Here is a 23,705-nt window from a genome sequence, read left to right as displayed (position 1 = left end):
GCCATCCATCACGGCGCGGCCTGCGCCTCGACCGTGGTGATGCGCAAATGGGCGAAACCCAGCTTGCCGGCCGCATCCATTGCGGTAATCACCGCCTGATGCGGCGTCTTGGCATCGGCACTGATGGTCAGCGGCAGGCTGTTGTCGCCTTCCGACTCCTTCTGCAGCGCGGCGCTCAGTCCGGCCAGATCGCTCTTCAACAACTGGCGGCCATTGAGCGAGTAGCTGCCATCGGCGGCGATCAGCACTTCCAGTTGCTTGAGCTCGGTCTGCTCCGGCGGCGTGCCGCTGGCCGCCTCGGGCAGGTCGACCTTGAGCTGGGTCTCGCGGGTGAAGGTGGTGGTGACCACGAAGAACAGCAGCAGGATGAACACCACGTCGATCAACGAAGCCAGGTTGATCTCGACGTTTTCCCGCGGTTTGCGCCGGAACTTCACGCCTTGGCCTCGCTCAGGTCGACGTCGCGGTCTCCTTGCACCACTTCCACCAGCTTGATCGCTTCCTGCTCCATGCCGACCACCAGCTCATCGACGCGGCGCTGCAGGTAGCGATGGAAGAACAGCGCCGGGATCGCCACCATCAGGCCGGCGGCGGTGGTGATCAGCGCCTTGGCGATGCCTCCGGCCAGTACCGGCGCATTGGCCATGCCCGAGCCCATGAAGGAGCTGAAGATCTCGATCATGCCCAGCACCGTGCCGAGCAGGCCGAGCAGCGGCGCGATACCGGCGATGGTGCCGAGAGCATTGAGGTAGCGCTCCAGCTCGTGGATGACCCGCGCGGCGGCCTCCTCGATGCACTCCTTCATGATCTCGCGACCATGCTTGGAGTTGGCCAGGCCCGCCGCCAGGATCTGCCCCAGGGGCGAGTCGGCGCGCAGCTCCTTGAGTTTCTGGTTGTTGAGCTTCTTGTCCTTGATCCAGCGCCACACCTGACCGAGCAGATTGGGCGGGGTGATGCGACTGGGCCGCAGAGTCCACAGGCGTTCGGCAATGATGCCGGCCGCGGCAATTGAACAGAGAATGATTGGCAGCATCATCCAGCCGCCAGCTTTGACCAGTTCCCACACGGTGGCAGATCCCCCTCACAAAAGTGGCGCCACTCTAGCATAGGGTCGTACCCTCGCCGACCGCCGCCGTTCTCATTTTTCTCGCCAGAAGCGACGCTCGCCGCGAAGCCCGCGCGCCTCGCCGAAGGTGCCCAAATGCAGCTGCACGGCGCCCTGCTCGACCGTGTCATAGAGCCGAGCCGACAGCGCCCCATAGCGCGCGACCACGGCGGGATGGGGATGACCGAAGGCATTGTGCTGGCCTCGGGAAATCAGCACCGCCCGCGGTGCCACCGCACGCACAAATTCGGCAGAGGAGGAACTGCGGCTGCCATGGTGCGGCGCCAACAGCCAGTCAGCAGGCAGGTCCAGGCCACTGGCCAGCAGGGCTCGCTCCGCGCGGCTGTCGATATCGCCGGTCAACCACAAGCGCTCGCCCGCCGCCTCGACGAGGAGCACGCAGGAGGCCTGATTACTGTCGAGCGCCTGGTCCCAGCGCCACAAGGTGAAACGCACCTCGTCCCACTGCCAGCTATGGCCGGATTCGCAGGAGCTGGCCTGCAGGTCTGCCGGCAAGGCTTCGGCCTCACCGCTCCACACCTTCCCGACCGTCATTCCCCGTTTGATTGCCAGGGCGCCGCCGGCATGGTCATTGTCGGCATGGCTCAGCAGCATCAGGTCGAGCTTCCTTACGTCCAGGGCGCGCAGCGACGGCAGCACCACCCGCTCGCCCATATCGAACTCACCGAAGCGCGGTCCCGCGTCATAGAGCAAGGTGTGCTCGTGAGTACGTAGCAGCACCGCCAGCCCCTGGCCGACATCCAACAGCCAGACCTCGGCCTGCCCCGGTGCCGGCCGCGGCTGAGGAGCGAAGAACAGCGGTAGCAGCAGGAGCCAGCCAAACGCGCGCAATGGAATGCCAGCCGGCAACAGCAGCAGCAACGCCCCCAGTGCCAGCAGCGACCAGGACCAGATCGGCAGGTGGCTCGGCAGCCAGGCGGGCGCCCAGGCGGCGATCAGCACCAGCAGCCTGAACAGCAGCTCGAGCGCCCCACCGGCTAGCCACAACAGCACCTCGCCCAACCAGGGCACTGGCAGCAGCAGGCTGCCGAGCAGGGCCAGCGGCACCACCGCCATGCCGACCCAGGGCACCGCAATCAGATTGGCCAGCGGCGCGCTGGTGCTGACCGGTAGCCCCAGTGCCAGCAGCAAGGGCAGCAGGCCGATGGCCATTGCCCACTGCGCCCGCCCCAGCGTGCGCCACCAGGACCAGGCGCCCAGGCGGCCGCCGAAGATCAGGATGAGCAAGGCCACTGCGGCGAACGACAGCCAGAAGCCGGCCTGCAGGCTGGCCAGGGGTTCCACCAGCAACACCAGGGCGAGGGCGATCAGCAGCGGCAGCCAGGCGCCAAGCTGGCGAAACCGCCAGCGCCACAGCAGCACCAGGCCGACCATCACGCAGGCCCGACGCACCGGCACCTCGAACCCGGCCAGGATGCCGTAGCCCAGCGCGCCGGCAAAAGCCAGCAGGCAGGCCGCAGGCAACCACGGCCAGCGGCGCGGCCAGCAGCCCAAGCGCGCCAGGCCGGCGACCAGCCCGTAGAGCAAGCCGGCCATCAGGGCGATGTGCTGCCCGGAGATCACCATCAGGTGAATGGTTCCGGTCTCCTGCAACAGCCGCCAGTCGGCTGCCGACAGGCCCGAGTCGTCGCCGAGCACCAGCGCCGCCAGTCCCCCGGCGCGACCATGGGCGTCGCTGTCCAGCAGGCGCTGACGCAGGACGTCGCGCCAGGCGGAGGGGCCGTGCGCCGCAGTCAGCCGGTGCCCACTCTTCACCGTGCCGGTAGCGCCGATGCGCTGCGCCAGCAACCAGGCCTCGTAATCGAAGGACTGCGGATTGACCAGGCCGCGGGGCCGCTTGAGCCGCACCGCCAGGCGCCAGGTTTCACCGCCCTGGAGCTGCGGCCCGCCGTACCAGGCCAGGCGTATCAGCCTTGGCAGCTGGGCACGGCGAGAACTGGCCTGGCGCAGTTCAAAGCGCACCACGCCGTCGTTCACATCGGGCAGCCCGACCACCCGCCCCTGCAGCCATAGCGTGCGACCGTCCAGCTCGGGCGCCAGGCGGTCGTCCAGGGCCCACTGGGCCGAAGTGCAGGCCCAGGCGAAACCGAGCAGGAAACAGCCCACGGGATAGCTTCGAAACGGCAGGCACGAGAGCCCCACCAGTGCCAACAGAAACAGCAACCAGGCCGGAGGCAGAACCGGCATGAAGCGCAGCACGAGCAAACCTGCGACCAGCGCGAGCATCCCTAGGCGCATCGCCTTACACTCCTGAAGAGCCATCCATGGACTCAGGCCGACCACCGACTGCTACGTACTTGCTGTCACAAACTCAAAAAGCAGCCGGTTCCGAATCTGTGCATAATAACTGCGCTTTTCAGCCCGCCAGAGACCCCCAATGCCGCGTCGTTTCTTCAAGCGCTACATGCCCCACCCGGACCGCATCAAGGGCAGCAAGTCCCTGCGCTTTCTCGGCACGCTGATCCACGACCCCAATCTCTGGCACCTCAATCGTCACTCGGTCTCCCGGGCCATGGCCATCGGCCTGTTCTGGGCGATGATCCCCATGCCGCTGCAGATGATCGCCGCCGCCGTGGTGGCCATCCCGGCCCGCGCCAACCTGCCGATCTCGGTCGGCCTGGTGTGGCTGACCAACCCGATCACTATGCCGCCGGTGTTCTATTGCAGCTACAAGTTCGGCGCCTGGATGACCAACACCCCGACCCTGCATCTGCCCGACCAGGTCACCCTGCGCTGGATCGGCCAGGTGCTGCAGAGCCACTGGCAGCCGCTGTACCTCGGCTCCCTGGTGCTGGGCCTGCTGCTCGGCGTCGTCGGCTACCTGGCTACCAACACCTACTGGCACTGGTGGGTGAGACATAACTGGCGCAAGCGCCAAGAGCGGCGGCGCAAGGCCAAGAGCTCCAGCTGAAACGAAAAAGCCGTTACCCAGGTAACGGCTTTTTTCTGTGCGCAGCTTAGCTCACTCGTAGCGCAGCGCCTCGGCCGGCTGGATCTGCGCGGCGCGCCAGGAGGGGTAAAGCGTGGCAAGAAAGCTCAGGCCCAAGGCCGCGCTGCAGATCAGCACTACGTCGGAGACCAGCAATTCCGAGGGCAGGTTACTGATGAAATAGACATCGGAACTGAGCACCTGCTGACCGCTCATTCGCTCGATCCAGCTCACCAGCTGACTGACGTTCAGCGCCGCGAGAACGCCAAGCACCCCGCCGATCAGCGTACCGACCGTGCCGATCACCGTACCCTGCACCATGAAGATGCCCATGATCTGCCGCGGCGTTGCCCCGAGGGTGCGCAGGATGGCGATGTCGGCGCCCTTGTCGGCCACCACCATGATCAGGGTGGCGATGATGTTGAACGCGGCCACCGCGACGATCAGCAGCAACAGCAGGCCGATCATGGTCTTTTCCATTTTCATGGCGCTGAACAGGCTGCCCTGGGTCTGGGTCCAATCGCTGGCGCGATAGCCCGCGCCCAACTGCGCGGCGACCTCGGCGGAGACCCGCGGCGCCTGATACAGGTCCTTCAGTTTCAGCCGCACGCTCTGCACCTGACCCGGCTCGAAGCGCTGGATCTGCGCGGCATCGGCCACATTGATCAGCGCCAGGGAGCTGTCCAGCTCGGCGCCGACCTTGAAGATGCCGACCACGTTGATGCGCTGCATGCGCGGCACAATGCCGCCCGGCACCGAGCTGAGCTCGGGCACGATCAGGGCCAGACGGTCGCCGACCTTGAGCTGGAAGCGCCGCGCGGTGATCTCGCCGATCACCACGCCGAACTCACCGGGCCGCATATCGGCCAGGCTGCCCTGCACCATATGCTGGGGCAGGATGGAGACCCGCGACTCGAACTGCGGATCGATACCCTGCAGCTGAATCGGCTGCATCGCCCCGCGGTGCGACAGCATGCCCTCCAGCTCGGCGAAGGGCGCGGCCGCCACCACCTGTGGGTGCCGGCCGGCGGCGGCGGCGACCGTCTGCCAATCGTCCAGGGCCTGGGCGCCGGCGATGCTGGCATGGGGCACCATGCCGAGAATCCGCGAGCTCATTTCCTTCTGGAAGCCGTTCATCACCGACAGCACCACGATCATCGCCAGCACGCCCAGGGCCAGGCCGATCATCGAGGTCAGGGAGATGAAGGATATGAAGTGATTGCGCCGCTTGGCCCGGGTATAGCGACTGCCAATGAAGACACTCAGCGGGCGGAACATCAGGCAGCCACCAGCTTGCCGTCTTCCAGGCGCAGCACCCGGTCCATCTGCAGGGCCAGCTGCATGTCATGGGTCACCACCAGGAAGGCGGTCTGCGACGAGGCGCTCAGCTCCTTCATCAGCTCCTGGATGCCCTGGGCGGTGTGGTGATCGAGGTTGCCGGTCGGCTCGTCGAGCAGCACCAGGCCGGGCCGGTTGACCAGGGCCCGGGCGATCGCCACCCGCTGGCGCTCGCCGCCGGACAGTTCGGCCGGTTTGTGTGCCAGGCGATGGCCCAGGCCGACCCGCTCGAGCAGTGCGGTGGCCCGCTGGCGCGCCTCACTGATCGCGGTACGGCCGATCAGCAGCGGCATGCAGACATTCTCCAGGGCGGTGAACTCGGGCAACAGGTGATGGAACTGGTAGACGAAGCCCAGGGCGCGGTTGCGCAGCAGGCCGCGCTCCTTCTCGTTGAGCGCCGACAGCTCTTCACCGGCCAGCCAGACGCTGCCCGTGCTCGGCGTGTCGAGGCCCCCGAGCATGTTCAGCAGGGTACTCTTGCCCGAGCCCGAACTGCCGACGATCGCCACCCGCTCGCCCGGATGCAGCTCAAGGGCCAGGCCATCGAGCACCACCACCGACTGCGGGCCCTCCTCATAGCTCTTGCCCAGATTGCGGCAGCTCAGCACGGCCTGATCTTGCATGACGCGGTCACCCATCAGTTGATTATTCATAACGCAGCGCCTCCGCCGGCTGGGTGCGCGCCGCGCGCCAGGCCGGATACAGGGTCGCGAGAAAACTCAGCACCAGCGCCGCGCCGCACACCAGCAGCACATCCGCCCACATCAGCTGCGACGGCAGGTAGTCGATGAAGTACACGTCGGCGCTGAGGAACTTGATTCCCAGCAGGCCCTCCAGGGCCGCGACGCCGGCGCTGACATTGAGCGCGGCCCAGATTCCCAGCAGCGCGCCGATGGCCGTGCCGAACACGCCGATCACCGTGCCCTGGACCATGAAGATCGCCATGATCTGCCCCGGCGTGGAGCCCAGGGTACGCAGGATGGCGATGTCGCCTTTCTTGTCGGTTACCACCATGACCAGGGTCGAGATGATATTGAAGGCGGCCACCGCGACGATCAGCAGCAGCAGCAGGCCGATGATCGCCTTCTCCATGCGGATCGCCTGGTACAGGTTGCCGTGGGTGCGCGTCCAGTCGCGGGCATAGTAGTCGCCCTTGCCCAGCGTCTGAGCCAGCTCCCAGGCGGTACGCGGCGCCTGGAACAGGTCGGCGAACTTGAGGCGCACGCCCTGCACTTGGCCGGCTGGCCAGCGCTGCAGGCGCCCCAGGTCCTGGACGTGGGCCAGGGCCAGGTGGCCGTCGATCTCGCCGGCGCCGACATGGAAGATGCCGACAACGGTGAAGCGCTTGAGCCGGGGAAACATCCCGGCCGGGGTTACCGTCACTTCGGGCGCGACGAAGGTCACCTTGTCGCCGAGCGTCACGCCCAGCTTGGCCGCCGCCTTGTCACCGATGACCATGCCGAACTCGCCCGCAGCCAGGTCCTCCAGGCGCCCCTGACGGAAGAAGTCGCCGATGATCGAGACCTTGCCCTCCTCCTGCGGATCGACCGCATTGATCAGCACCTTCTGCACCTTGCCGTCATTGCTCAGCAGGCCCTGCATCTGGCTGAAGGGCGCCGCGGCCAGCACTTGCGGATGCTTCATCGCGCCGTCGGCGAGTTCGCGCCAGTCGGGCAGCGGCGTCGGGCTCTCGATCGTGGCGTGCGGCACCATGCCGAGCACGCGGGTGCGCATCTCATGGTCGAAACCATTCATCACCGACAGCACCAGGATCATCACCAGCACGCCGAGTGCCAGGCCGATCATCGAGGTCAGGGATATGAAGGAAACGAAATGGCTGCGACGTTTGGCGCGCGTGTAGCGCGTACCGATGAATACGAACAGGGGTCTGAACATGTCGGAGGCTGATTCGGGGGGAAAGAGAAACGTCCTTGTGGCGGGTCTTGGCGAGCAGCTTTACACTCAGACCACTACTGCTGCCATGGGTTCGCCATGCCGTCTCAAGATGAAAAAGATCGCCGCGAATACTATCGTATCGACGACACGATCGCACTGGATTTCACCCTGCTGTCCGGCGCCGAGGCCCAGGCGAGCGACGCACTGCACGACAGTTCGCCGCTGTTCAACCTGCTCAGCGACCTGCACCTGATGGATTTCGAGTCGCAGCACCTGCTGCGCCATATCAGCGAGCGCGACCGTACCCTGGCCAACTACCTCAAGGTGATCAACAAGCGCATCGACCTGCTCGGCCAGGCCGTGGCCCAGACCCTGCTGCGCGATATCGGCGCGCCCAAGCAAGTCTGCCTGTCCGAGGGCGGCGTCAGCTTCAATCACGGCAAACCGGTGGCCTGCGACAGCCACCTGGCGATCAAGATGGTGCTGATGCCCCAGGCCCTCGGCCTGCTGCTGCGCGCCAGGGTCATCCACTGCCGTGAGCGGGAGGACGGCCAGTTCGACATCGGCACCGAGTTCGAAGCGTTGACCGACGCACAGCGCCAGTTGCTCGCCCGGCATATCCTGCAGAAGCAGGCCTGGGAACGCCGCCAGGCCCGCGAACAGTCATGACCAAAAAGTTGAGTAGCCCATGCCCCGTCTTCTAGCCCTGCTCGCCCTGCTGCTGCCGTTGTCCGCCCAGGCCGAAACCCTGGAAATTCCGCTCGGCCAACAAGGCGCCTCGAGCATCGACCTGCCGCAGCGTGGCGCATCGCAACGCTCGGTACTCGAGCGTTTCGGTCTGGCCGACGAGGAGCATGCCCCAGTCGGCAAGCCGCCGATCACCCGCTGGGACTATCGCGAGTTCAGCGTGTATTTCGAGTATGACCATGTGATCAACAGCGTGCGCCACCACCAGCCACGCACCGCCCCCAGCAAGGAGTAATCGTGACCCTGATTTACGGCCACCGCGGCGCCAAGGGCGAAGCACCGGAAAACACCCTCGCCAGTTTCCAGACCTGCCTGGACCACGGCGTACGCCGCTGCGAACTGGACCTGCACATGTCTCGCGACGGCGAGCTGATGGTCATCCACGATCCGACCCTCAAGCGCACCACCGGTCGCCGCGGCAAGGTGGTGGAACATGATGCCGCAGAGCTGGTTGGCTATGACGCGCGCCAATGCGGCCCCGAGTGGCGCACGCCCTGCCCTATTCCGCGCCTGGCCGAACTGTTCGAGCAGTGCGACTTCGAGCACTGGCAACTGGAGGTCAAGAGCGCCTCGAAGGTGCGTTCGGCGCGCATGGCCGAGGGGATTGCCGAACTGGCCAAGCGCCATGGCCTGACCGACAAGATCACCGTGACCTCAAGCTCACGCGAGGTGCTGCGCGCCATGCAGCAGCTGCACCCGGAGATTTCCCGTGGCCTGGTCGCCGAACACGCCTGGCTCGACCCGCTGAAAGTGGCTCAGCATTACGGCTGCGACCTGCTCGCCCTGGACTGGACGCTGTGCAGCCCGGAGCGCCTGAGCAAGGCGCAGAAAGCCGGCTTGCATGTCTCGGTGTGGACGGTCAATGACGCCGCACTGATGCGCCGCCTCGCCGATTTCGGCGTGGACAGCCTGATCACCGATTTCCCCGGACTGGCCGTGGCGACACTGACGCCCTGAGGCTGTGGCGCCAACGCCAATCGCGACAAAAGAAAACCGGCCACCAGGGCCGGTTTTTTCTTGCTGCCTGGTCAGAAACTCTCCCGGTTCGGCCACTGCCAGGTCGCGGAGTCGCTGAACGCATCCTCTCCGACCGGCTCAGGCCACCGGTCGGAGCCGCTCAAAAAAGCCGGTTGAGACCATCGAACGCCGCCACGCGATAGGCCTCGGCCATGGTCGGGTAGTTGAAGGTGGTGTTGACGAAATACTTGATGCTGTTCGCCTCGCCCTTCTGGTTCATGATCGCCTGGCCGATGTGCACGATCTCCGAAGCCTGGTAGCCGAAGCAGTGCACGCCAAGCACCTCGAGGGTCTCACGGTGGAAGAGGATCTTCAGCATGCCCACCGGCTCGTTGGAAATCTGCGCCCGCGCCATGCTTTTGAAGAACGCCTTGCCCACTTCATAGGGCACCTTGGCCTGGGTCAGCTCGCGCTCGTTCTTGCCGATCGAACTGATCTCCGGAATGGTGTAGATACCGGTCGGCACATCGTCGACGAAGCGCCAGCTGTCGTTCTCGACGATATTGCCCGAGGCCGAACGGCCCTGGTCATAGGCCGCGCTGGCCAGGCTCGGCCAGCCGATCACGTCGCCGGCGGCGAAGATGTTGCTGATCTCGGTGCGATAGTTCTGGTCGACCTCGATCTGGCCGCGGCTGTTGACCTGGATGCCGATGTTCTCCAGGCCCAGCTTGTCGGTATTGCCGGTACGGCCGTTGCACCAGAGCAGGGCGTCGGCCTTGATCTTCTTGCCGGACTTCAGGTGCAGGATCACCCCGTTGTCCACCCCCTCGATACGCTCGTACTCCTCGTTGTGGCGAATCAGTACGTTGTTGGTACGCAGGTGATAGCTCAGCGCATCGGAGATCTCCGCATCGAGGAAGCTGAGCAACTGGTCGCGGTTGTCGATCAGGTCGACCAGCACCCCCAGACCGCTGAAGATCGAGGCATATTCGCAACCGATGACCCCGGCTCCGTAGATGATCAACCGGCGCGGCGTGTGGCTGAGGGTCAGGATGGTGTCGCTGTCGTAGACCCGCGGATGACGGAAGTCGACATCGGCCGGGCGATAGGGGCGCGAGCCGGTCGCGATGACGATCTGCTTGGCCACCAGGGTTTCCACCACGCCATTGGGGCAGACCACTTCGATGGTCTGCTCGTCGGAGAAACTGCCGGTGCCATAGAACAGGTCGATGCGATTGCGCGCGTAGTAGCCGGTGCGCGAAGCCACCTGCTTGCCGATCACCCGCTCGGCGCTCTTCAGCACGTCCGGAAAGGAGAACCAGCGCGGCTCGCCGATCTGGCGGAACATCGGATTGGTGTTGAACTGCATGATCTGGCGCACCGAGTGACGCAGCGCCTTGGACGGGATAGTGCCCAGGTGGGTGCAGTTGCCGCCGACCTCACGGCGGGTATCGACCACCGCCACCTTGCGCCCGGCCTTGGCGGCGTTCATCGCCGCGCCTTCCCCCGCGGGACCGGAGCCCAGCACCACTACGTCATAGTTGTAGACCGCCATGTTTACTCCTTCAGATCACACCGGGGCGCTTGTATCGCGCCCTCGGCAGGGCCGGCAGCGCTCAGGCGCGCCGACAATCAACTTACCGCCTATGTGCCGGCTGGCGACTAACGCTTGGTCGCGTCGTAGGCCAGATCGCTGGCCGCCTCATCGGAAGTGCGATTGACCTCTTCGCACTTCTCGCGACTGCCGCCGCAAATCGAGCATTCCTTCTCGATGCCCAGATTGGCGATACCGCCGCAGGAACCGGCGATGGGCTTGCGGCCCATGATCACGCCGACCGCCATCAGGCCAACCACCAGTAGCATTGCCAGGAAAACCACTACGAAAATCATTGCTCTTCTCCTGCGGCGAACAGCTGTTCAAACGCCGCGGTAGTCTGGGTGACGAAACCTGTGCCGTCACGGATCACGAAAAACGCTGCGATACCGGCCTGCTCAGCGTAGGCCAAGCCTCGCTCGGGTCCCAGCACCATCAATAGGGTAGACAAGCCATCGGCGCGTAAGGTCGATCGGTCGGCCACGGTCACCGCCGCCAGCTTGTGGGTGATGGGCGCGCCGGTCTGTGGGTCCAGCGTATGGGAGTAGCGTATGCCGTTCTCCTCGAAATAATTGCGATAGTCGCCGGAGGTGGAGATGCCGTAGCCATCCAGCGCCAGGATTCGCTGCGCCACCCGCTCATCGTCCCGCGGGGCTTCGATGGCGATGCGCCAGGGCTCGCCACTGGGCTTGCGCCCGGCCGCCTTCAACTCCCCGGTGACATCCACCAGGTAGCGACCGACGCCCAGCTCGTCGAGGCGGCTGACGATCCGCTCGACCGTGTAGCCGGCGGCGATGCTGTTCAGATCCAGTTGCAGGTCGACGTCCTTGCACAATTGCCCAGCCTCGACGCGCAAGTGCCGGTGACCGGTGCGGCCACGCGCCTCGGCCAGTTGCTGCGCCGTCGGCACCTTTTCCATGCGCGCCTGGGGGCCGAAGCCCCACAGGTTGAGCAGCGGTTCCAGGGTCAGGTCGAAGGCCCCGCCACTCTCCTGGGCCAGGGCCTGGCCGGCTTCCACCAGCTGCAACAGCTCTTCCGGCATGGCCAGGCAACTGCCGGCCGGGGAGCGATTGAACTGGGAGATGAGCGAGTCATCGCGGTAGGTGGACATCTGCCGATCAACCTCGGCGAGGATCGCCTCGGTCTCGGCCTGTAGCACCTCGACAGGCGGCGCACCCTCGGTACGCACGTACTTGACCCTGTAGGTGCTGCCCATGGTCGGGCCGCCGAACTCCTCGACCCGCTCGGAAAACCAGCAGCCCGTTAAGGCGGCCGCCAGGGCGACCGCGATAACGGGCTGGAGTACAGCGTGCAGCATGCTTAGCCGCCGAAGTCGTCGAGCAGAATGTTTTCCTGCTCCACACCCAGGTCGACCAGCATCTTGATCACTGCGGCGTTCATCATGGGTGGGCCGCACATGTAGAACTCGCAATCCTCGGGAGCCGGGTGGTCCTTCAGGTAGTTCTCGTACAGCACGTTGTGGATGAAGCCCTTGAGGCCGGTCCAGTTGTCTTCCGGCTGCGGATCGGACAGGGCCAGATGCCACTGGAAGTTCGGGTTCTCGGCCTGCAGCTGATCGTACTCTTCGTTGTAGAAGGCCTCGCGCATGGAGCGCGCACCGTACCAGAAGCTGATCTTGCGCTTGGATTTGAGGCGCTTGAGCTGGTCGAAGATGTGCGAGCGCATCGGCGCCATGCCGGCACCACCGCCGATGAAGATCATCTCGGCATCGGTGTCCTTGGCGAAGAACTCGCCGAAGGGTCCGTACACCGTGATCTTGTCACCCGGCTTGAGGCTGAACACGTAGGAGGACATCTTGCCCGGCGGCAGGTCGTCCTTGCCCGGCGGTGGCGAGGCGATACGGATGTTGAACTTGACCAGGCCGCGCTCTTCCGGGTAGTTGGCCATGGAGTAGGCCCGAATCACGGTCTCCTCGACCTTGGACACGTACTTCCACTGGTTGAACTTGTCCCAGTCGCCGCGATACTCCTCCTGGATGTCGAAATCCTTGTAGTACACGGTGTGCGGCGGGCACTCGAGCTGCACATAGCCGCCGGCGCGGAAGTCGACGTTCTCGCCCTCGGGCAGCCTGAGCGTCAGTTCCTTGATGAACGTCGCCACGTTGGGGTTGGACTCAACGGTGCACTCCCACTTCTTCACGCCGAATACCTCTTCCGGCACCTCGATCTTCATGTCCTGCTTGACCGCGGTCTGGCAGGACAGGCGCCAGCCCTCCTTGGCCTCGCGACGAGTGAAGTGCGACTCCTCGGTGGAGAGCATCTCACCGCCACCGGACTCGACGATGCACTTGCACTGGGCGCAGGTGCCGCCGCCACCACAGGCCGAGGACAGGAAGATGTCGTTCTCGGCCAGGGTCTGCAGCAGCTTGCCGCCTGCCGGCACGACGATGGTCTTCTCACCGTTGATCTCGATGCTCACGTCACCGCTGGAAACCAGCTTGGCGCGCGCCGCGAGAATGATCAGCACCAACGCCAAGACAATGGCGGTGAACATGCCGATCGCTAGGAAAATCTCGAAATTAATCATCTGCTCATCCTTTCCTTACAGCTGCACGCCAGAGAAGGACATGAAGCCCAGAGACATCAGGCCGATGGTGATGAAGGTGATGCCCAAACCCTGCAGGCCGGCCGGTACGTCGCTGTACTTGAGCTTCTCGCGAATGCCCGCCAGCGCGGCAATCGCCAGGGCCCAGGAGACGCCGGCGCCGATGCCATAGACAGTGCTCTCGGCCAGGTTGTAGTCGCGCTCGACCATGAACAGCGAGCCGCCCATGATCGCGCAGTTCACCGTGATCAGAGGCAGGAACACGCCGAGGGCGTTGTACAGTGCCGGCACATACTTATCCAGGGTCATCTCGAGGATCTGCACGATCGCCGCGATGACGCCGATGAAGGTCAGCAGGCCAAGGAAGCTCAGGTCGACTTCCGGCAGACCGGCCCAGGCCAGCGCGCCATCCTTGAGGATATTGGTGTAGATCAGGTTGTTGACCGGCATGGTGATGCCCAGCACCACCACCACGGCGATACCCAGGCCGATCGCCGTCTCCACTTTCTTGGAGATGGCGATGAAGGTGCACATGCCGAGGAAGAACGCCAGCGCCATGTTCTCGACGAACACCGCACGGACGAACAGGCTGATGTAGTGCTCCATTAGTAAGCCTCCTTATTCGAGACCTGCGGGGCCATCTTGTAGGCGTTGCTCTCGACCTGCTCGGTCTTCCAGCTGCGGATCGCCCAGATGAACAGGCCGATCAGGAAGAACGCCGAAGGCGGCAGCAGCAGCATGCCGTTGGGCTGGTACCAGCCACCGTCGTTGACCACCGGAATGATCTCGTAGCCCATCAGCTTGCCCGCGCCGAACAGCTCGCGAATGATGCCCAGGGCGATGAGGAAGGCGCTGTAGCCCAGACCGTTGCCGATACCGTCGAAGAACGACAGCACCGGCGGGTTCTGCATGGCGAAGGCCTCGGCACGACCCATCACGATGCAGTTGGTGATGATCAGGCCGACGAACACCGACAGCTGCTTGGACAGGCTGAAGGCATAGGCCTTGAGCACCTGGTCCACCACGATCACCAGCGAGGCGATGATCACCATCTGCACGATCATGCGGATCGAGCTGGGGATCTGGCTGCGGATCATCGAGATGAACAGGTTGGAGAAACCGGTCACCAGGGTCAACGCCGCGGACATCACCAGCGCGGTCTGCAGGTTCGAAGTCACCGCCAGGGCCGAGCAGATCCCGAGGATCTGCAGGCCGATGGGGTTGTTGTTGAAGATCGGATTGAGCAGGACTTCTTTAATAGTCGGCTGCGACATGATCAAGCCTCCCCTGCGCGCAGGTTAGCGATAAACGGACCGAAGCCGTTCTGGCCCAGCCAGAACTTGAGCAGATTGTCCACCCCGACGCTGGTCAGGGTGGCGCCGGCCAGGCCGTCGACCTGGTGCTCGGCCTGCGGACTCTGCGGATCGACGCCGCCCTTGACGATCTCCACGGACAGCTTGCCGCTGTCATCGAACAGGGTCTTGCCCGGCCACTGGCCCTTCCACTTCGGATTGTCCACTTCGCCGCCCAGTCCCGGCGTCTCGCCGTGCTGATAGAAGCCCATGCCGACCACGGTATTGAGGTCCCCCTTGACGGCGATGAAGCCGTGCAGGGTCGACCACAGGCCGTAGCCGCGCACCGGCAGGATCAGAGTCTGCACCTGGCCGTCCTGCTCCACCATATACACGGTGGAGTAACGCTCCTGGCGCTTGATCCCGGCGATGTCCTTACCGGCCGGCAGGCTGCTGGACAGCTTCGGATCCTTGGACGCCTTGAGTGGATCGAAGGTGATCGGGTCATGGGCATCGGAGAAGGTACCGGTTTCCAGATCGACCAGCTTGGCGGTAATGGTGCTGTTGAACAGCTCCTTGACCTGCTTGCCGCTCATCGAGGCATCGCCGAGGCCGGCGATCGCCAGGATGCTGCGCTGCTTGTCCAGCAGACGGTTGTCCACCTGAGTCGGCTTCAGTGCGATGGCGGCGCCGGCGACGAACACCGAGCACACCAGGCACACCAACAGGGCCACCGTCAGGGTGCGAGCGGTGGATTCTTTTTGACTAGACATTGCGTGCCAGCCTCCGCTTGATATTGGCTTGAACGACGAAGTGGTCGATCAGCGGTGCAAACAGGTTGGCGAACAGAATCGCCAGCATCATGCCTTCCGGGAACGCCGGGTTGACCACGCGGATCAACACCACCATCACGCCGATCAGGGCACCGAAGATCCACTTGCCGGTATTGGTCATGGAGGCCGACACCGGGTCGGTGGCCATGAACAGCATGCCGAAGGCGAAACCGCCAACCACCAGGTGCCAGTGCCAGGGCATGGCGAACATCGGGTTGGTTTCCGAACCGATGGCATTGAACAGCAGGCTCAGGCCGACCATGCCCAGCATCACGCCGGCGACGATGCGCCAGGAGGCGATCTTGGTCAGCACCAGCACGCCGCCGCCGATGAGGATGGCCAGGGTGCTGGTCTCGCCCAGGGAACCGTGAATGGTGCCGACGAAGGCGTCCATCCAGCTGATGCCCTGATTGACGACGTTCTCGATACCGCCGGAGGCCGCCAGGCTCAGCGCCGTAGCGCCGGCGAAACCGTCGACCGCGGTCCATACCGCATCGCCGGACATCTGCGCCGGGTAGGCGAAGAACAGGAAGGCGCGACCGGTCAGGGCCGGGTTGAGGAAGTTCTTGCCCGTACCGCCGAATACTTCCTTGCCGATCACCACGCCGAAGCTGATGCCCAGCGCCACCTGCCACAGCGGAATGCTCGGCGGCAGAATCAGGGCGAACAGCACCGAGGTGACGAAGAAGCCTTCGTTGACCTCATGCTTGCGGATCGAGGCGAACAGCACTTCCCAGAAGCCGCCGACGATGAAGGTCACTGCATAGACGGGCAGGAACCAGGCCGCCCCCTGGATGAAGTTGTCCCACAGGCTGTTCGGGTCGAACCCGGCCAGGGAACCGATCAGAGAGAAGCGCCAGCCCTCCTGGGCCGCCAGCAGCTCGGGGCTATTGGCGAAGATCAGGTTGGCCTGATAGCCGGCGTTCCACATGCCGAAGAACATCGCCGGGAAGGTGCACAGCCAGACCGTGATCATCATGCGCTTGAGGTCGATGCCGTCGCGCACGTGGGCGGTGGTCTTGGTCACGCTGCCCGGACGATAGAAGAAGGTGTCGATGGCTTCGTACAAGGCATACCAATTCTCGTACTTGCCGCCCTTCTCGAAGTTGTGCTCGATCTTGTCGAGAAAATCGCGAATACCCATGGCTTAACCCTCCTTCTCGATACGGGCGAGGTTATCCCGCAGGATCGGGCCGTATTCATACTTGCCGGCGCACACGTAGGTGCACAGCGCCAGGTCTTCTTCGTCGAGTTCCAGACAACCCAGTTTCTGGGCCATCTCGGTGTCGCCGACGATCAGGTAGCGCAGCAGTTGGGTTGGCAGGATGTCCAGCGGCATCACCGCTTCGTAGTTGCCCACCGGCACCATCGCCCGCGGGCTGCCGTTGGTGGTGGTGGAGAAGGGGAACTTCTTCGCGCCCATCAGCTTGGAGACGAAGATGTTCAGTACCGAATGCTTGTTCACCCCGGCACGCAGGTAGTGCATCAGCTCACGATCGGCCCCTTCGGCCAGGCACGACACCTGCAAGTGGTAGCGCCCCAGGAAGGCAAATGCGCCCTGGGCGGTACGACCACCCAACACCGAACCGGAAATCACCCGGTTGTAGCCGGACTGCAGCTGGCCTGCGGTCAGCTCTTCCAGGTTGGCGCCCAGGCGGGTGCGCAGCAGACGCGGCTGCTCGACCACTGGGCCGGCCAGGGCGACCACGCGCTCGACCCACAGCTGGCCGCTGGTGAACAGCTTGCCAACCGCGATCACGTCCTGGTAGTTGATCGACCAGACGCTCTTGCTGGCGTTGACCGGATCGAGGAAGTGGATATGGGTGCCGGGCAGACCGGCCGGGTGCGGACCGGAGAAAGCGGCGGCCTGCACATTGGCCTGCTGCTCGCCCGGAAGGCTCGTGCCCTCGGCCTTGCACAGGAACACCTTGCCCAGGCGGCTCAGTACCTTGAGACCGTTCTCGAAGTCGCTGGCGTACTCGCCGATCACCACGGTCGGATCGGCCGCCAGTGGATGCGTGTCGATGGCGGTGACGAAGATCGAGCTGGGCACCGCATCGACGGCCGGCACCTTGCTGAACGGACGGCTACGCAGTGCGGTCCAAAGGCCGGACTGCTGCAGGTTCTCGCGCACCTGGGCATCGCTCAGGCTGTCCAGCTGGGTGGCCGGATACTGGGCGAAGCTCAGCTGCTCGTCGCCGTCGAGGTCGATCACCACCGACTGCAGCACACGCTTCTCGCCGCGATGAATCGCGCTGACCACGCCGGTGCCCGGTGCGGTATAGGTAACCCCCGGAGTCTTCTTGTCGGAGAACAGCACCTGACCGAGCTTGACCCGATCACCGACCTGAACCTCCATCGTAGGCTTCATACCGTGATAATCGAAGCCTATGACGGCGACGCTACGCACCGGCCTGGCGGCCTCTATGCGTTGCGCCGGCGCGCCTGTTATGGGCAAATCAAGCCCATTTTTTATCTTGATCATAGGTTTGCCTAACCACTGATTTATAAGCTTTTTTTGAATACGACCGACATCCTGCGCGGCTCATTTCGAAAACCAGGCTGAGCCAGCAATCGGAGAGAACAGGAGTGTCGAACGCGGGTAAAAAATCCGTTCGATTATAGATTCGCGCCCACCGACTGACCACCCAAGCGCTTGCTTTTTTTAAGTTTTCAGTCAAGTAGGCGGAGCAGCGACAACTTGACGCAAGCGCCCCGAGGGGTGAAATAGAACCATTGTCCGAATACGGAACTCACCATGACCCGAATACTTGCACTAGTCACGTTTTTCCTCTTGAGCTTCCCCCTTCAGGCCGGCAGCGACGAGCGCCTGCGTGAGGCGAACTTTCCGGGGCTCTACTCGCTCGATCAGGTCGACCTGGAACTGAAGAACCAGAGCGTGCTCCGCTACCTGTGGGCGGATGTCTACGCCGCCGCGCTCTATGCCGCTCCCCAGGTGAGCGCACGCCAGGCGCTCGACGCCCGGCACAGCAAGCGCCTGGAGCTGTACTACTTCCGCGATATCGACCGCGAAGACGTGATAGAGGCCGCCTGGGTCACGTTGCGCAGGCAACGCGACACCGCCACCCTCGGGCGCCTGCGCGAGGAACTGGACGCGCTGCACGCCAGCTTTCGCGACATACGCCCCGGCGACCGCTACGCCCTCAACTATGCCGCCGGCAGCGGCCTGAGCCTGGAGCGCAACGGCGAGACCGCCTTCTTCAGCCGCAACAGCGTACTGGCCAACGCCTATCTGGGTATCTGGCTGGCGCCCGACGGCCTGTCGGCGCGCCTGCGCGACAACCTGCTGGCAGAATCGCCGCAATAAAAAACGGGAGCCGTAGCTCCCGTTTCGTGTGACCGCCTAGGGCTTAGCCCGGGAAGGCCGGCGGGTTGACCCCAACCATGTCTTCCATCACGCGAACCACCTGGCAGCTGTAGCCGAACTCGTTGTCGTACCACACATACAGCACGACCCGGTTGTCGTTGGCGATGGTCGCATCGGCATCCACTACCCCGGCATGGCGCGAACCGACGAAGTCGGTCGACACCACTTCCTGGGAATTGACGAAATCGATCTGCTTGTGCAGATCCGAGTGCAGCGCCATGTAGCGCAGGTACTCATTGACGTCTTCGCGACTGACCGACCTCTCCAGATTGAGATTGAGGATCGCCATCGACACGTTGGGCGTCGGCACGCGAATCGCGTTGCCGGTCAACTTGCCTTTGAGCACCGGCAAGGCCTTGGCCGCCGCGGTAGCCGCGCCGGTCTCGGTGATCACCATGTTCAGCGCCGCGCTGCGACCACGACGACTGCCCTTGTGGAAGTTGTCGATCAGGTTCTGGTCGTTGGTGTAGGAGTGCACGGTTTCGACATGGCCGTTGACGATGCCGTACTTGTCGTTCATCGCCTTGAGCACCGGCACGATGGCGTTGGTGGTGCAGGAGGCGGCGGAGACGATCTTGTCGTCGGCGGTGATCTCGGCATGGTTGATGCCATGCACGATGTTCTTCAGCGCACCCTTGCCCGGCGCGGTGAGCACCACGCGATCGATCCCCGGGCACTTGAGGTGCTGGCCCAGGCCTTCGGCGTCACGCCACTTGCCGGTGTTATCGACCAGCAGGGCATCCTGGATGCCGTACTGGGTGTAGTCGATGGACGCCGGATCGTTAGAGTAGATGATCTGGATCAGGTTGCCGTTGGCGGTCAGGGTGTTGTTTTCCTCGTCGATGGTGATGGTGCCATCGAACGGCCCATGCACGGAGTCGCGGCGCAGCAGGCTGGCGCGCTTGACCAGGTCGTTGTCCGCTCCCTTGCGCACGACGATGGCGCGAAGGCGCAGACCGTCGCCACCACCGATCTTCTCGATCAGGATGCGTGCCAGCAAGCGACCGATACGGCCGAAACCGTAGAGCACCACGTCAGTACCCTTGCGCGCCACGGCATTCTGCTGGCCGGCAACCGGCGCCAGCTCATCGCGCACGAACTCCTCGATGCTGCGGCCGTTGGCCTCCTGGAGGAACTTGGCCATCATCCGCCCCAGATCCACCGAGGCGGCGCCCAACTTGAGCTCGCTCATGGTCTTGAGCATCGGGAACGTGTCGTGCACCGACAGCTCGGCATCGCCATCCAAGCGATGACGCGCATAGCGGTGGGCCTTGAGAATCTGGATGACGGAGCGGTTGATCAGGCTACGACCGTAGATCGAGGTGACCACGTTGTTGTTGCGATAGAGTTGGCCAATCATCGGAATCATCGCTTCCGCAAGGGCTTCTCGATCGATCCACTCACCGAGACACTGGTCGGGCTTCTGAGTCACGGGCAGTACCTTCCACATGTAGGGGCTGAAAAAAGGGGCTACATTATGACGGCGCGCGCATGCATGAGCAATGCGCAGCTGTCGCAACTGACAGCTTGCGCCCTCGCCCGCTACAATCGCCGGCCTTGTACCACGACCGTGAGCCGCCCGTGCCTTTACCGACCGTGTCCGTACTGCGCCTGCCGCCCCTGCCCGCCACTGCCGGGAAACAACACTGGGGCAACCTGCCCGGCGCCGCCCTGAGCCTGGCCGTTGCCGAGGCGGCCAGCGCCGTCCAGCGCTTCACCCTGCTACTGACCGCCGACAGCCAGAGCGCCGAGCGCCTGGAGCAGGAGCTGGCCTTCTTCGCGCCGTCGCTGCCGGTGCTGCATTTCCCCGACTGGGAAACCCTGCCCTACGATCTGTTTTCGCCGCACCAGGACATCATTTCCCAGCGTATCGCCGCGCTCTACCGCCTGCCGGAGCTCAAGCACGGCGTGCTGGTAGTGCCGATCACCACCGCCCTACACCGCCTGGCACCGACCCGCTTCCTGCTAGGCAGCAGCCTGGTACTGGATGTCGGCCAGAAGCTCGACGTCGACGAGATGCGCCTGCGCCTGGAGGCAGCGGGCTACCGCTGCGTCGACACCGTGTACGAGCACGGCGAGTTCGCCGTGCGCGGCGCGTTGATCGACCTGTTCCCGATGGGCAGCGAGCAGCCCTACCGCATCGACCTGTTCGACGACGAGATCGAGACCCTGCGCACCTTCGATCCGGAGACCCAGCGCTCGATCGACAAGGTCGAGTCGATCAAGCTGCTGCCGGCGCGGGAGTTCCCCCTGGAGAAGAAGGCCGTCACCGATTTCCGCGGGCGCTTTCGCGAACGCTTCGACGTCGATTTCCGCCGCTGCCCGATCTATCAGGACCTGGCCACCGGCATCACCCCGGCCGGCATCGAGTACTACCTGCCGCTGTTCTTCGAGGAAACCGCAACCCTGTTCGACTACCTGCCCGCGGACACCCAGGTGTTTTCCCTGCCTGGGGTGGAGAAGGCCGCCGAGCATTTCTGGTCCGACGCGCGCAGTCGCTACGAGGAGCGCCGCGTCGACCCCGAGCGCCCGCTGCTGCCGCCAGCCGACATCTTCCTGCCGGTGGAGGACTGCTTCGCCCGCCTGAAGAACTGGCCGCGGGTGGTGATCAGCCAGGAAGACATCGAACCGGGCGTCGGCCGCCAGCGCTTCAACGCCCAGCCCCTGCCGGACCTGGCCATCGAGGCCAAGGCCAACGAGCCGCTGGCCGCGCTGCGCCGCTTCATCGAGACGCACCCGGGGCGCATCCTCTTCTGCGCCGAATCGGCAGGGCGCCGCGAGGTGCTGCTGGAACTGCTCGCCCGCCTCAAGCTCAAGCCCCGGGAGGTCGAGGGCTGGGACGAGTTCAGCGCCAGCGGCGAACGCCTGGCCATCTGCATCGCGCCGCTCGACGAGGGCCTGCTGCTCGACGAACTGGCGCTGATCGCCGAAAGCCCGCTGTTCGGCCAGCGGGTGATGCAGCGCCGCCGCCGCGAGAAGACCCGCGACGGCGGCGACAATGTGATCAAGAACCTCACCGAGCTGCGCGAAGGCGCGCCGGTGGTGCATATCGACCACGGTGTCGGCCGCTACCAGGGCCTGATCACCCTGGAAATCGACGGCCAGAGCGCCGAATTCCTCGCCCTGCAGTACGCCGAGGAGGCCAAGCTCTACGTGCCGGTGGCCAGCCTACACCTGATCGCCCGCTACACCGGCAGCGACGACGCCCTGGCGCCGCTGCACCGCCTGGGCTCGGAAACCTGGCAGAAGGCCAAGCGCAAGGCTGCCGAACAGGTGCGCGATGTCGCCGCCGAGCTGCTCGACATTTACGCCCGGCGGGCCGCCCGCGAGGGCTATGCGTTCGCCGACCCGCAGCTCGACTACGCCACCTTTAGCGCCGGCTTCCCCTTCGAGGAGACCCCCGACCAGCAGGCCGCCATCGACGCGGTGCGCGAGGACATGCTGGCGGCCAAGCCGATGGACCGCCTGGTCTGCGGCGACGTCGGCTTCGGCAAGACCGAGGTGGCCATGCGCGCCGCCTTTATCGCCGTGCACAGCGGCCGCCAGGTAGCCGTGCTGGTGCCCACCACCCTGCTCGCCCAGCAGCACTACAACAGCTTCCGCGACCGCTTTGCCGACTGGCCGGTCAAGGTCGAGGTGATGAGCCGCTTCAAGAGCGCCAAGGAGGTCGGCGAGGCCATGCAGCAGCTGGCCGAGGGCAAGGTGGACATCGTCATCGGCACCCACAAGCTGCTGCAGGACGACGTCAAGTTCAACAACCTGGGCCTGGTGATCATCGACGAGGAACACCGTTTCGGCGTGCGCCAGAAGGAGCAGCTCAAGGCCCTGCGCAGCGAGGTGGACATCCTCACCCTGACCGCCACGCCGATTCCGCGCACCCTGAACATGGCCGTGGCGGGCATGCGCGACCTGTCGATCATCGCCACGCCGCCGGCACGCCGCCTGTCGGTGCGCACCTTCGTCATGGAGCAGCAGAGCGGCGTGGTCAAGGAAGCCCTGCTGCGCGAGCTGCTGCGCGGCGGCCAGGTCTACTACCTGCACAACGACGTGAAGACCATCGAGAAGTGCGCCGCCGACCTGGCCGCCCTGGTGCCGGAGGCGCGCATCGGCATCGGCCACGGGCAGATGCGCGAGCGCGACCTGGAGCAGGTGATGAGCGACTTCTATCACAAGCGCTTCAACGTGCTGATCGCCTCGACCATCATCGAGACCGGCATCGACGTGCCGAGCGCCAACACCATCATCATCGAGCGCGCCGACAAGTTCGGCCTGGCCCAGCTGCACCAGTTGCGCGGCCGCGTCGGCCGTAGCCACCACCAGGCCTACGCCTACCTGCTGACGCCGCCACGCAAGCAGGTCACCGACGACGCGCAGAAGCGCCTGGAGGCCATCGCCAATGCCCAGGACCTGGGCGCCGGGTTCGTCCTCGCCACCCACGACCTGGAAATCCGCGGCGCCGGTGAACTGCTCGGCGACGGCCAGAGCGGGCAGATCCAGGCCGTCGGCTTCACCCTCTACATGGAAATGCTCGAGCGCGCAGTGAAGGCGATCCGCAAGGGCGAGCAACCGAACCTCGAGCAGCCCCTGGGCGGCGGCCCGGAAATCAACCTGCGCCTGCCGGCGCTGATCCCCGAGGACTACCTGCCGGATGTGCACGCGCGCCTGATTCTCTACAAGCGCATCGCCTCGGCCACCGACGAGGACGGCCTGAAGGAGTTGCAGGTGGAGATGATCGACCGTTTCGGCCTGCTCCCCGAGCCGACCAAGAACCTGGTGCGCCTGACCCTGCTGAAGCTGCAGGCCGAACGCCTGGGCATCAAGAAGGTCGATGCCGGCCCCCAGGGCGGGCGCGTCGAGTTCGCCGCCGACACCTGTGTCGATCCGCTGACCCTGATCAAGCTGATCCAGAGCCAGCCCAACCGTTACAAGTTCGAAGGTGCCACCCTGTTCAAGTTCCAGGTGCCGATGGAGCGCCCGGAGCAACGATTCAATACCCTGGAAGCGCTCTTCGAGCGCCTGATCCCCGCCGCTTAAGGACTC

22 protein-coding genes are annotated in these 23,705 nt (G+C 64.6%); 6 read left to right on the top strand and 16 right to left on the bottom strand.

From position 1 onward, the window contains the following. Window positions 1–8: 8 nt before the first annotated feature. The 3 genes from LPB260_RS13030 to LPB260_RS13020 form a co-directional block, all read right to left on the bottom strand. Entirely contained in the window at window positions 9–437 is a 429-nt protein-coding gene (locus tag LPB260_RS13030; protein ID WP_208709284.1) for a biopolymer transporter ExbD, read from the bottom strand. Then, window positions 434–1,066 (bottom strand): MotA/TolQ/ExbB proton channel family protein, encoded by a 633-nt coding sequence (locus LPB260_RS13025; protein WP_208709282.1) that lies wholly within the window; start codon window positions 1,064–1,066, stop codon window positions 434–436. Before LPB260_RS13025 ends, LPB260_RS13030 begins: the two co-directional genes overlap by 4 nt. Window positions 1,067–1,138: 72 nt before the next feature. Then, window positions 1,139–3,364: a DNA internalization-related competence protein ComEC/Rec2 gene (locus LPB260_RS13020; RefSeq protein ID WP_256625623.1), complete on the bottom strand. Its 2,226-nt coding sequence runs from the start codon at window positions 3,362–3,364 to the stop codon at window positions 1,139–1,141. 139 nt (window positions 3,365–3,503) lie between these two features. Here LPB260_RS13020 and LPB260_RS13015 point away from each other — a divergent pair, with 139 nt between their 5' ends. Next, on the top strand, window positions 3,504–4,037 hold the full coding sequence (locus LPB260_RS13015) for a DUF2062 domain-containing protein (protein WP_208709280.1): 534 nt from the start codon (window positions 3,504–3,506) through the stop codon (window positions 4,035–4,037). A 51-nt stretch (window positions 4,038–4,088) separates the two neighbouring features. On the opposite strand, the gene LPB260_RS13010 is transcribed toward LPB260_RS13015, so the two are convergent. From LPB260_RS13010 to LPB260_RS13000, 3 genes are read right to left on the bottom strand one after another with little or no spacing between them, the layout of a single operon-like run. Continuing rightward, window positions 4,089–5,333, bottom strand: a complete 1,245-nt coding sequence (locus LPB260_RS13010) for a lipoprotein-releasing ABC transporter permease subunit (RefSeq protein WP_208709279.1) — start codon at window positions 5,331–5,333, stop codon at window positions 4,089–4,091. Continuing rightward, a complete protein-coding gene (lolD, locus tag LPB260_RS13005; protein ID WP_208710202.1) occupies window positions 5,333–6,016 on the bottom strand; it encodes a lipoprotein-releasing ABC transporter ATP-binding protein LolD in 684 nt (227 codons plus the stop codon). Before lolD ends, LPB260_RS13010 begins: the two co-directional genes overlap by 1 nt. Before the next feature lie 22 nt (window positions 6,017–6,038). Further along, entirely contained in the window at window positions 6,039–7,289 is a 1,251-nt protein-coding gene (locus tag LPB260_RS13000; protein WP_208709277.1) for a lipoprotein-releasing ABC transporter permease subunit, read from the bottom strand. A gap of 96 nt (window positions 7,290–7,385) precedes the next feature. Here LPB260_RS13000 and LPB260_RS12995 point away from each other — a divergent pair, with 96 nt between their 5' ends. The 3 genes from LPB260_RS12995 to LPB260_RS12985 are packed head-to-tail and all read left to right on the top strand — an operon-like array spanning window position 7,386 to window position 8,993. Next, the gene (locus LPB260_RS12995; protein ID WP_208709275.1) at window positions 7,386–7,958 is read left to right on the top strand and encodes a PilZ domain-containing protein; all 573 of its coding nucleotides are present in this window, start codon (window positions 7,386–7,388) and stop codon (window positions 7,956–7,958) included. Window positions 7,959–7,977: 19 nt separating this feature from the next. Next, window positions 7,978–8,271, top strand: coding sequence for a phosphodiesterase (locus LPB260_RS12990; RefSeq protein WP_208709274.1), 294 nt, complete (start codon window positions 7,978–7,980; stop codon window positions 8,269–8,271). A gap of 2 nt (window positions 8,272–8,273) precedes the next feature. Continuing rightward, on the top strand, window positions 8,274–8,993 hold the full coding sequence (locus LPB260_RS12985; protein ID WP_208709272.1) for a glycerophosphodiester phosphodiesterase: 720 nt from the start codon (window positions 8,274–8,276) through the stop codon (window positions 8,991–8,993). 160 nt (window positions 8,994–9,153) lie between these two features. Here LPB260_RS12985 and sthA read toward each other — a convergent pair whose 3' ends face one another. The 9 genes from sthA to LPB260_RS12940 form a co-directional block, all read right to left on the bottom strand. Further along, window positions 9,154–10,548, bottom strand: a complete 1,395-nt coding sequence (gene sthA / locus LPB260_RS12980; protein ID WP_208709270.1) for a Si-specific NAD(P)(+) transhydrogenase — start codon at window positions 10,546–10,548, stop codon at window positions 9,154–9,156. 107 nt (window positions 10,549–10,655) lie between these two features. Continuing rightward, complete coding sequence (gene nqrM / locus LPB260_RS12975; RefSeq protein WP_208709268.1) at window positions 10,656–10,883, bottom strand: (Na+)-NQR maturation NqrM; 228 nt, start codon at window positions 10,881–10,883, stop codon at window positions 10,656–10,658. Further along, complete coding sequence (locus LPB260_RS12970; protein WP_208709266.1) at window positions 10,880–11,905, bottom strand: FAD:protein FMN transferase; 1,026 nt, start codon at window positions 11,903–11,905, stop codon at window positions 10,880–10,882. Before LPB260_RS12970 ends, nqrM begins: the two co-directional genes overlap by 4 nt. 2 nt (window positions 11,906–11,907) lie before the next feature. Next, window positions 11,908–13,134, bottom strand: coding sequence for an NADH:ubiquinone reductase (Na(+)-transporting) subunit F (nqrF, locus tag LPB260_RS12965; protein WP_208709264.1), 1,227 nt, complete (start codon window positions 13,132–13,134; stop codon window positions 11,908–11,910). Window positions 13,135–13,149: 15 nt separating this feature from the next. Next, entirely contained in the window at window positions 13,150–13,758 is a 609-nt protein-coding gene (nqrE, locus tag LPB260_RS12960) for an NADH:ubiquinone reductase (Na(+)-transporting) subunit E (RefSeq protein ID WP_025167392.1), read from the bottom strand. Further along, window positions 13,758–14,432 carry an NADH:ubiquinone reductase (Na(+)-transporting) subunit D gene (locus LPB260_RS12955; protein WP_208709262.1) on the bottom strand — a complete coding sequence of 225 codons (675 nt, stop codon included), beginning with the start codon at window positions 14,430–14,432 and terminating at the stop codon, window positions 13,758–13,760. The genes nqrE and LPB260_RS12955 overlap by 1 nt, the downstream gene beginning before the upstream one ends. Continuing rightward, a complete protein-coding gene (locus LPB260_RS12950; RefSeq protein ID WP_208709260.1) occupies window positions 14,429–15,217 on the bottom strand; it encodes a Na(+)-translocating NADH-quinone reductase subunit C in 789 nt (262 codons plus the stop codon). Before LPB260_RS12950 ends, LPB260_RS12955 begins: the two co-directional genes overlap by 4 nt. Further along, entirely contained in the window at window positions 15,210–16,421 is a 1,212-nt protein-coding gene (locus LPB260_RS12945; protein WP_208709258.1) for an NADH:ubiquinone reductase (Na(+)-transporting) subunit B, read from the bottom strand. The genes LPB260_RS12950 and LPB260_RS12945 overlap by 8 nt, the downstream gene beginning before the upstream one ends. Before the next feature lie 3 nt (window positions 16,422–16,424). Next, window positions 16,425–17,762, bottom strand: a complete 1,338-nt coding sequence (locus LPB260_RS12940) for a Na(+)-translocating NADH-quinone reductase subunit A (protein WP_208709256.1) — start codon at window positions 17,760–17,762, stop codon at window positions 16,425–16,427. Between the two features lie 273 nt (window positions 17,763–18,035). Here LPB260_RS12940 and LPB260_RS12935 point away from each other — a divergent pair, with 273 nt between their 5' ends. Then, window positions 18,036–18,605: a chalcone isomerase family protein gene (locus LPB260_RS12935; protein WP_208709254.1), complete on the top strand. Its 570-nt coding sequence runs from the start codon at window positions 18,036–18,038 to the stop codon at window positions 18,603–18,605. A gap of 43 nt (window positions 18,606–18,648) precedes the next feature. On the opposite strand, the gene LPB260_RS12930 is transcribed toward LPB260_RS12935, so the two are convergent. Then, window positions 18,649–20,115: a glyceraldehyde-3-phosphate dehydrogenase gene (locus LPB260_RS12930; protein WP_208709252.1), complete on the bottom strand. Its 1,467-nt coding sequence runs from the start codon at window positions 20,113–20,115 to the stop codon at window positions 18,649–18,651. 146 nt (window positions 20,116–20,261) lie between these two features. Here LPB260_RS12930 and mfd point away from each other — a divergent pair, with 146 nt between their 5' ends. After that, complete coding sequence (mfd, locus tag LPB260_RS12925; RefSeq protein ID WP_208710200.1) at window positions 20,262–23,699, top strand: transcription-repair coupling factor; 3,438 nt, start codon at window positions 20,262–20,264, stop codon at window positions 23,697–23,699. Window positions 23,700–23,705: the final 6 nt, after the last annotated feature.

This window comes from Pseudomonas sp. LPB0260, from assembly GCF_013388395.1.
Note: the sequence above shows the minus strand (reverse complement) of the source record. Positions and strands in the feature narration are given on the sequence as shown.

Coding starts and splice junctions, on each gene's coding strand:
- LPB260_RS13020 (WP_256625623.1), bottom strand. CDS start 3,364: ATGCGCCTAGGGATGCTCGCGCTGGTCGCAGGTTTGCTCGTGCTGCGC.
- LPB260_RS13015 (WP_208709280.1), top strand. CDS start 3,504: ATGCCGCGTCGTTTCTTCAAGCGCTACATGCCCCACCCGGACCGCATC.
- LPB260_RS13010 (WP_208709279.1), bottom strand. CDS start 5,333: ATGTTCCGCCCGCTGAGTGTCTTCATTGGCAGTCGCTATACCCGGGCC.
- lolD (WP_208710202.1), bottom strand. CDS start 6,016: ATGCAAGATCAGGCCGTGCTGAGCTGCCGCAATCTGGGCAAGAGCTAT.
- LPB260_RS13000 (WP_208709277.1), bottom strand. CDS start 7,289: ATGTTCAGACCCCTGTTCGTATTCATCGGTACGCGCTACACGCGCGCC.
- LPB260_RS12995 (WP_208709275.1), top strand. CDS start 7,386: ATGCCGTCTCAAGATGAAAAAGATCGCCGCGAATACTATCGTATCGAC.
- LPB260_RS12990 (WP_208709274.1), top strand. CDS start 7,978: ATGCCCCGTCTTCTAGCCCTGCTCGCCCTGCTGCTGCCGTTGTCCGCC.
- sthA (WP_208709270.1), bottom strand. CDS start 10,548: ATGGCGGTCTACAACTATGACGTAGTGGTGCTGGGCTCCGGTCCCGCG.
- nqrM (WP_208709268.1), bottom strand. CDS start 10,883: ATGATTTTCGTAGTGGTTTTCCTGGCAATGCTACTGGTGGTTGGCCTG.
- LPB260_RS12970 (WP_208709266.1), bottom strand. CDS start 11,905: ATGCTGCACGCTGTACTCCAGCCCGTTATCGCGGTCGCCCTGGCGGCC.
- nqrF (WP_208709264.1), bottom strand. CDS start 13,134: ATGATTAATTTCGAGATTTTCCTAGCGATCGGCATGTTCACCGCCATT.
- nqrE (WP_025167392.1), bottom strand. CDS start 13,758: ATGGAGCACTACATCAGCCTGTTCGTCCGTGCGGTGTTCGTCGAGAAC.
- LPB260_RS12950 (WP_208709260.1), bottom strand. CDS start 15,217: ATGTCTAGTCAAAAAGAATCCACCGCTCGCACCCTGACGGTGGCCCTG.
- LPB260_RS12945 (WP_208709258.1), bottom strand. CDS start 16,421: ATGGGTATTCGCGATTTTCTCGACAAGATCGAGCACAACTTCGAGAAG.
- LPB260_RS12940 (WP_208709256.1), bottom strand. CDS start 17,762: ATGATCAAGATAAAAAATGGGCTTGATTTGCCCATAACAGGCGCGCCG.
- LPB260_RS12935 (WP_208709254.1), top strand. CDS start 18,036: ATGACCCGAATACTTGCACTAGTCACGTTTTTCCTCTTGAGCTTCCCC.
- LPB260_RS12930 (WP_208709252.1), bottom strand. CDS start 20,115: ATGTGGAAGGTACTGCCCGTGACTCAGAAGCCCGACCAGTGTCTCGGT.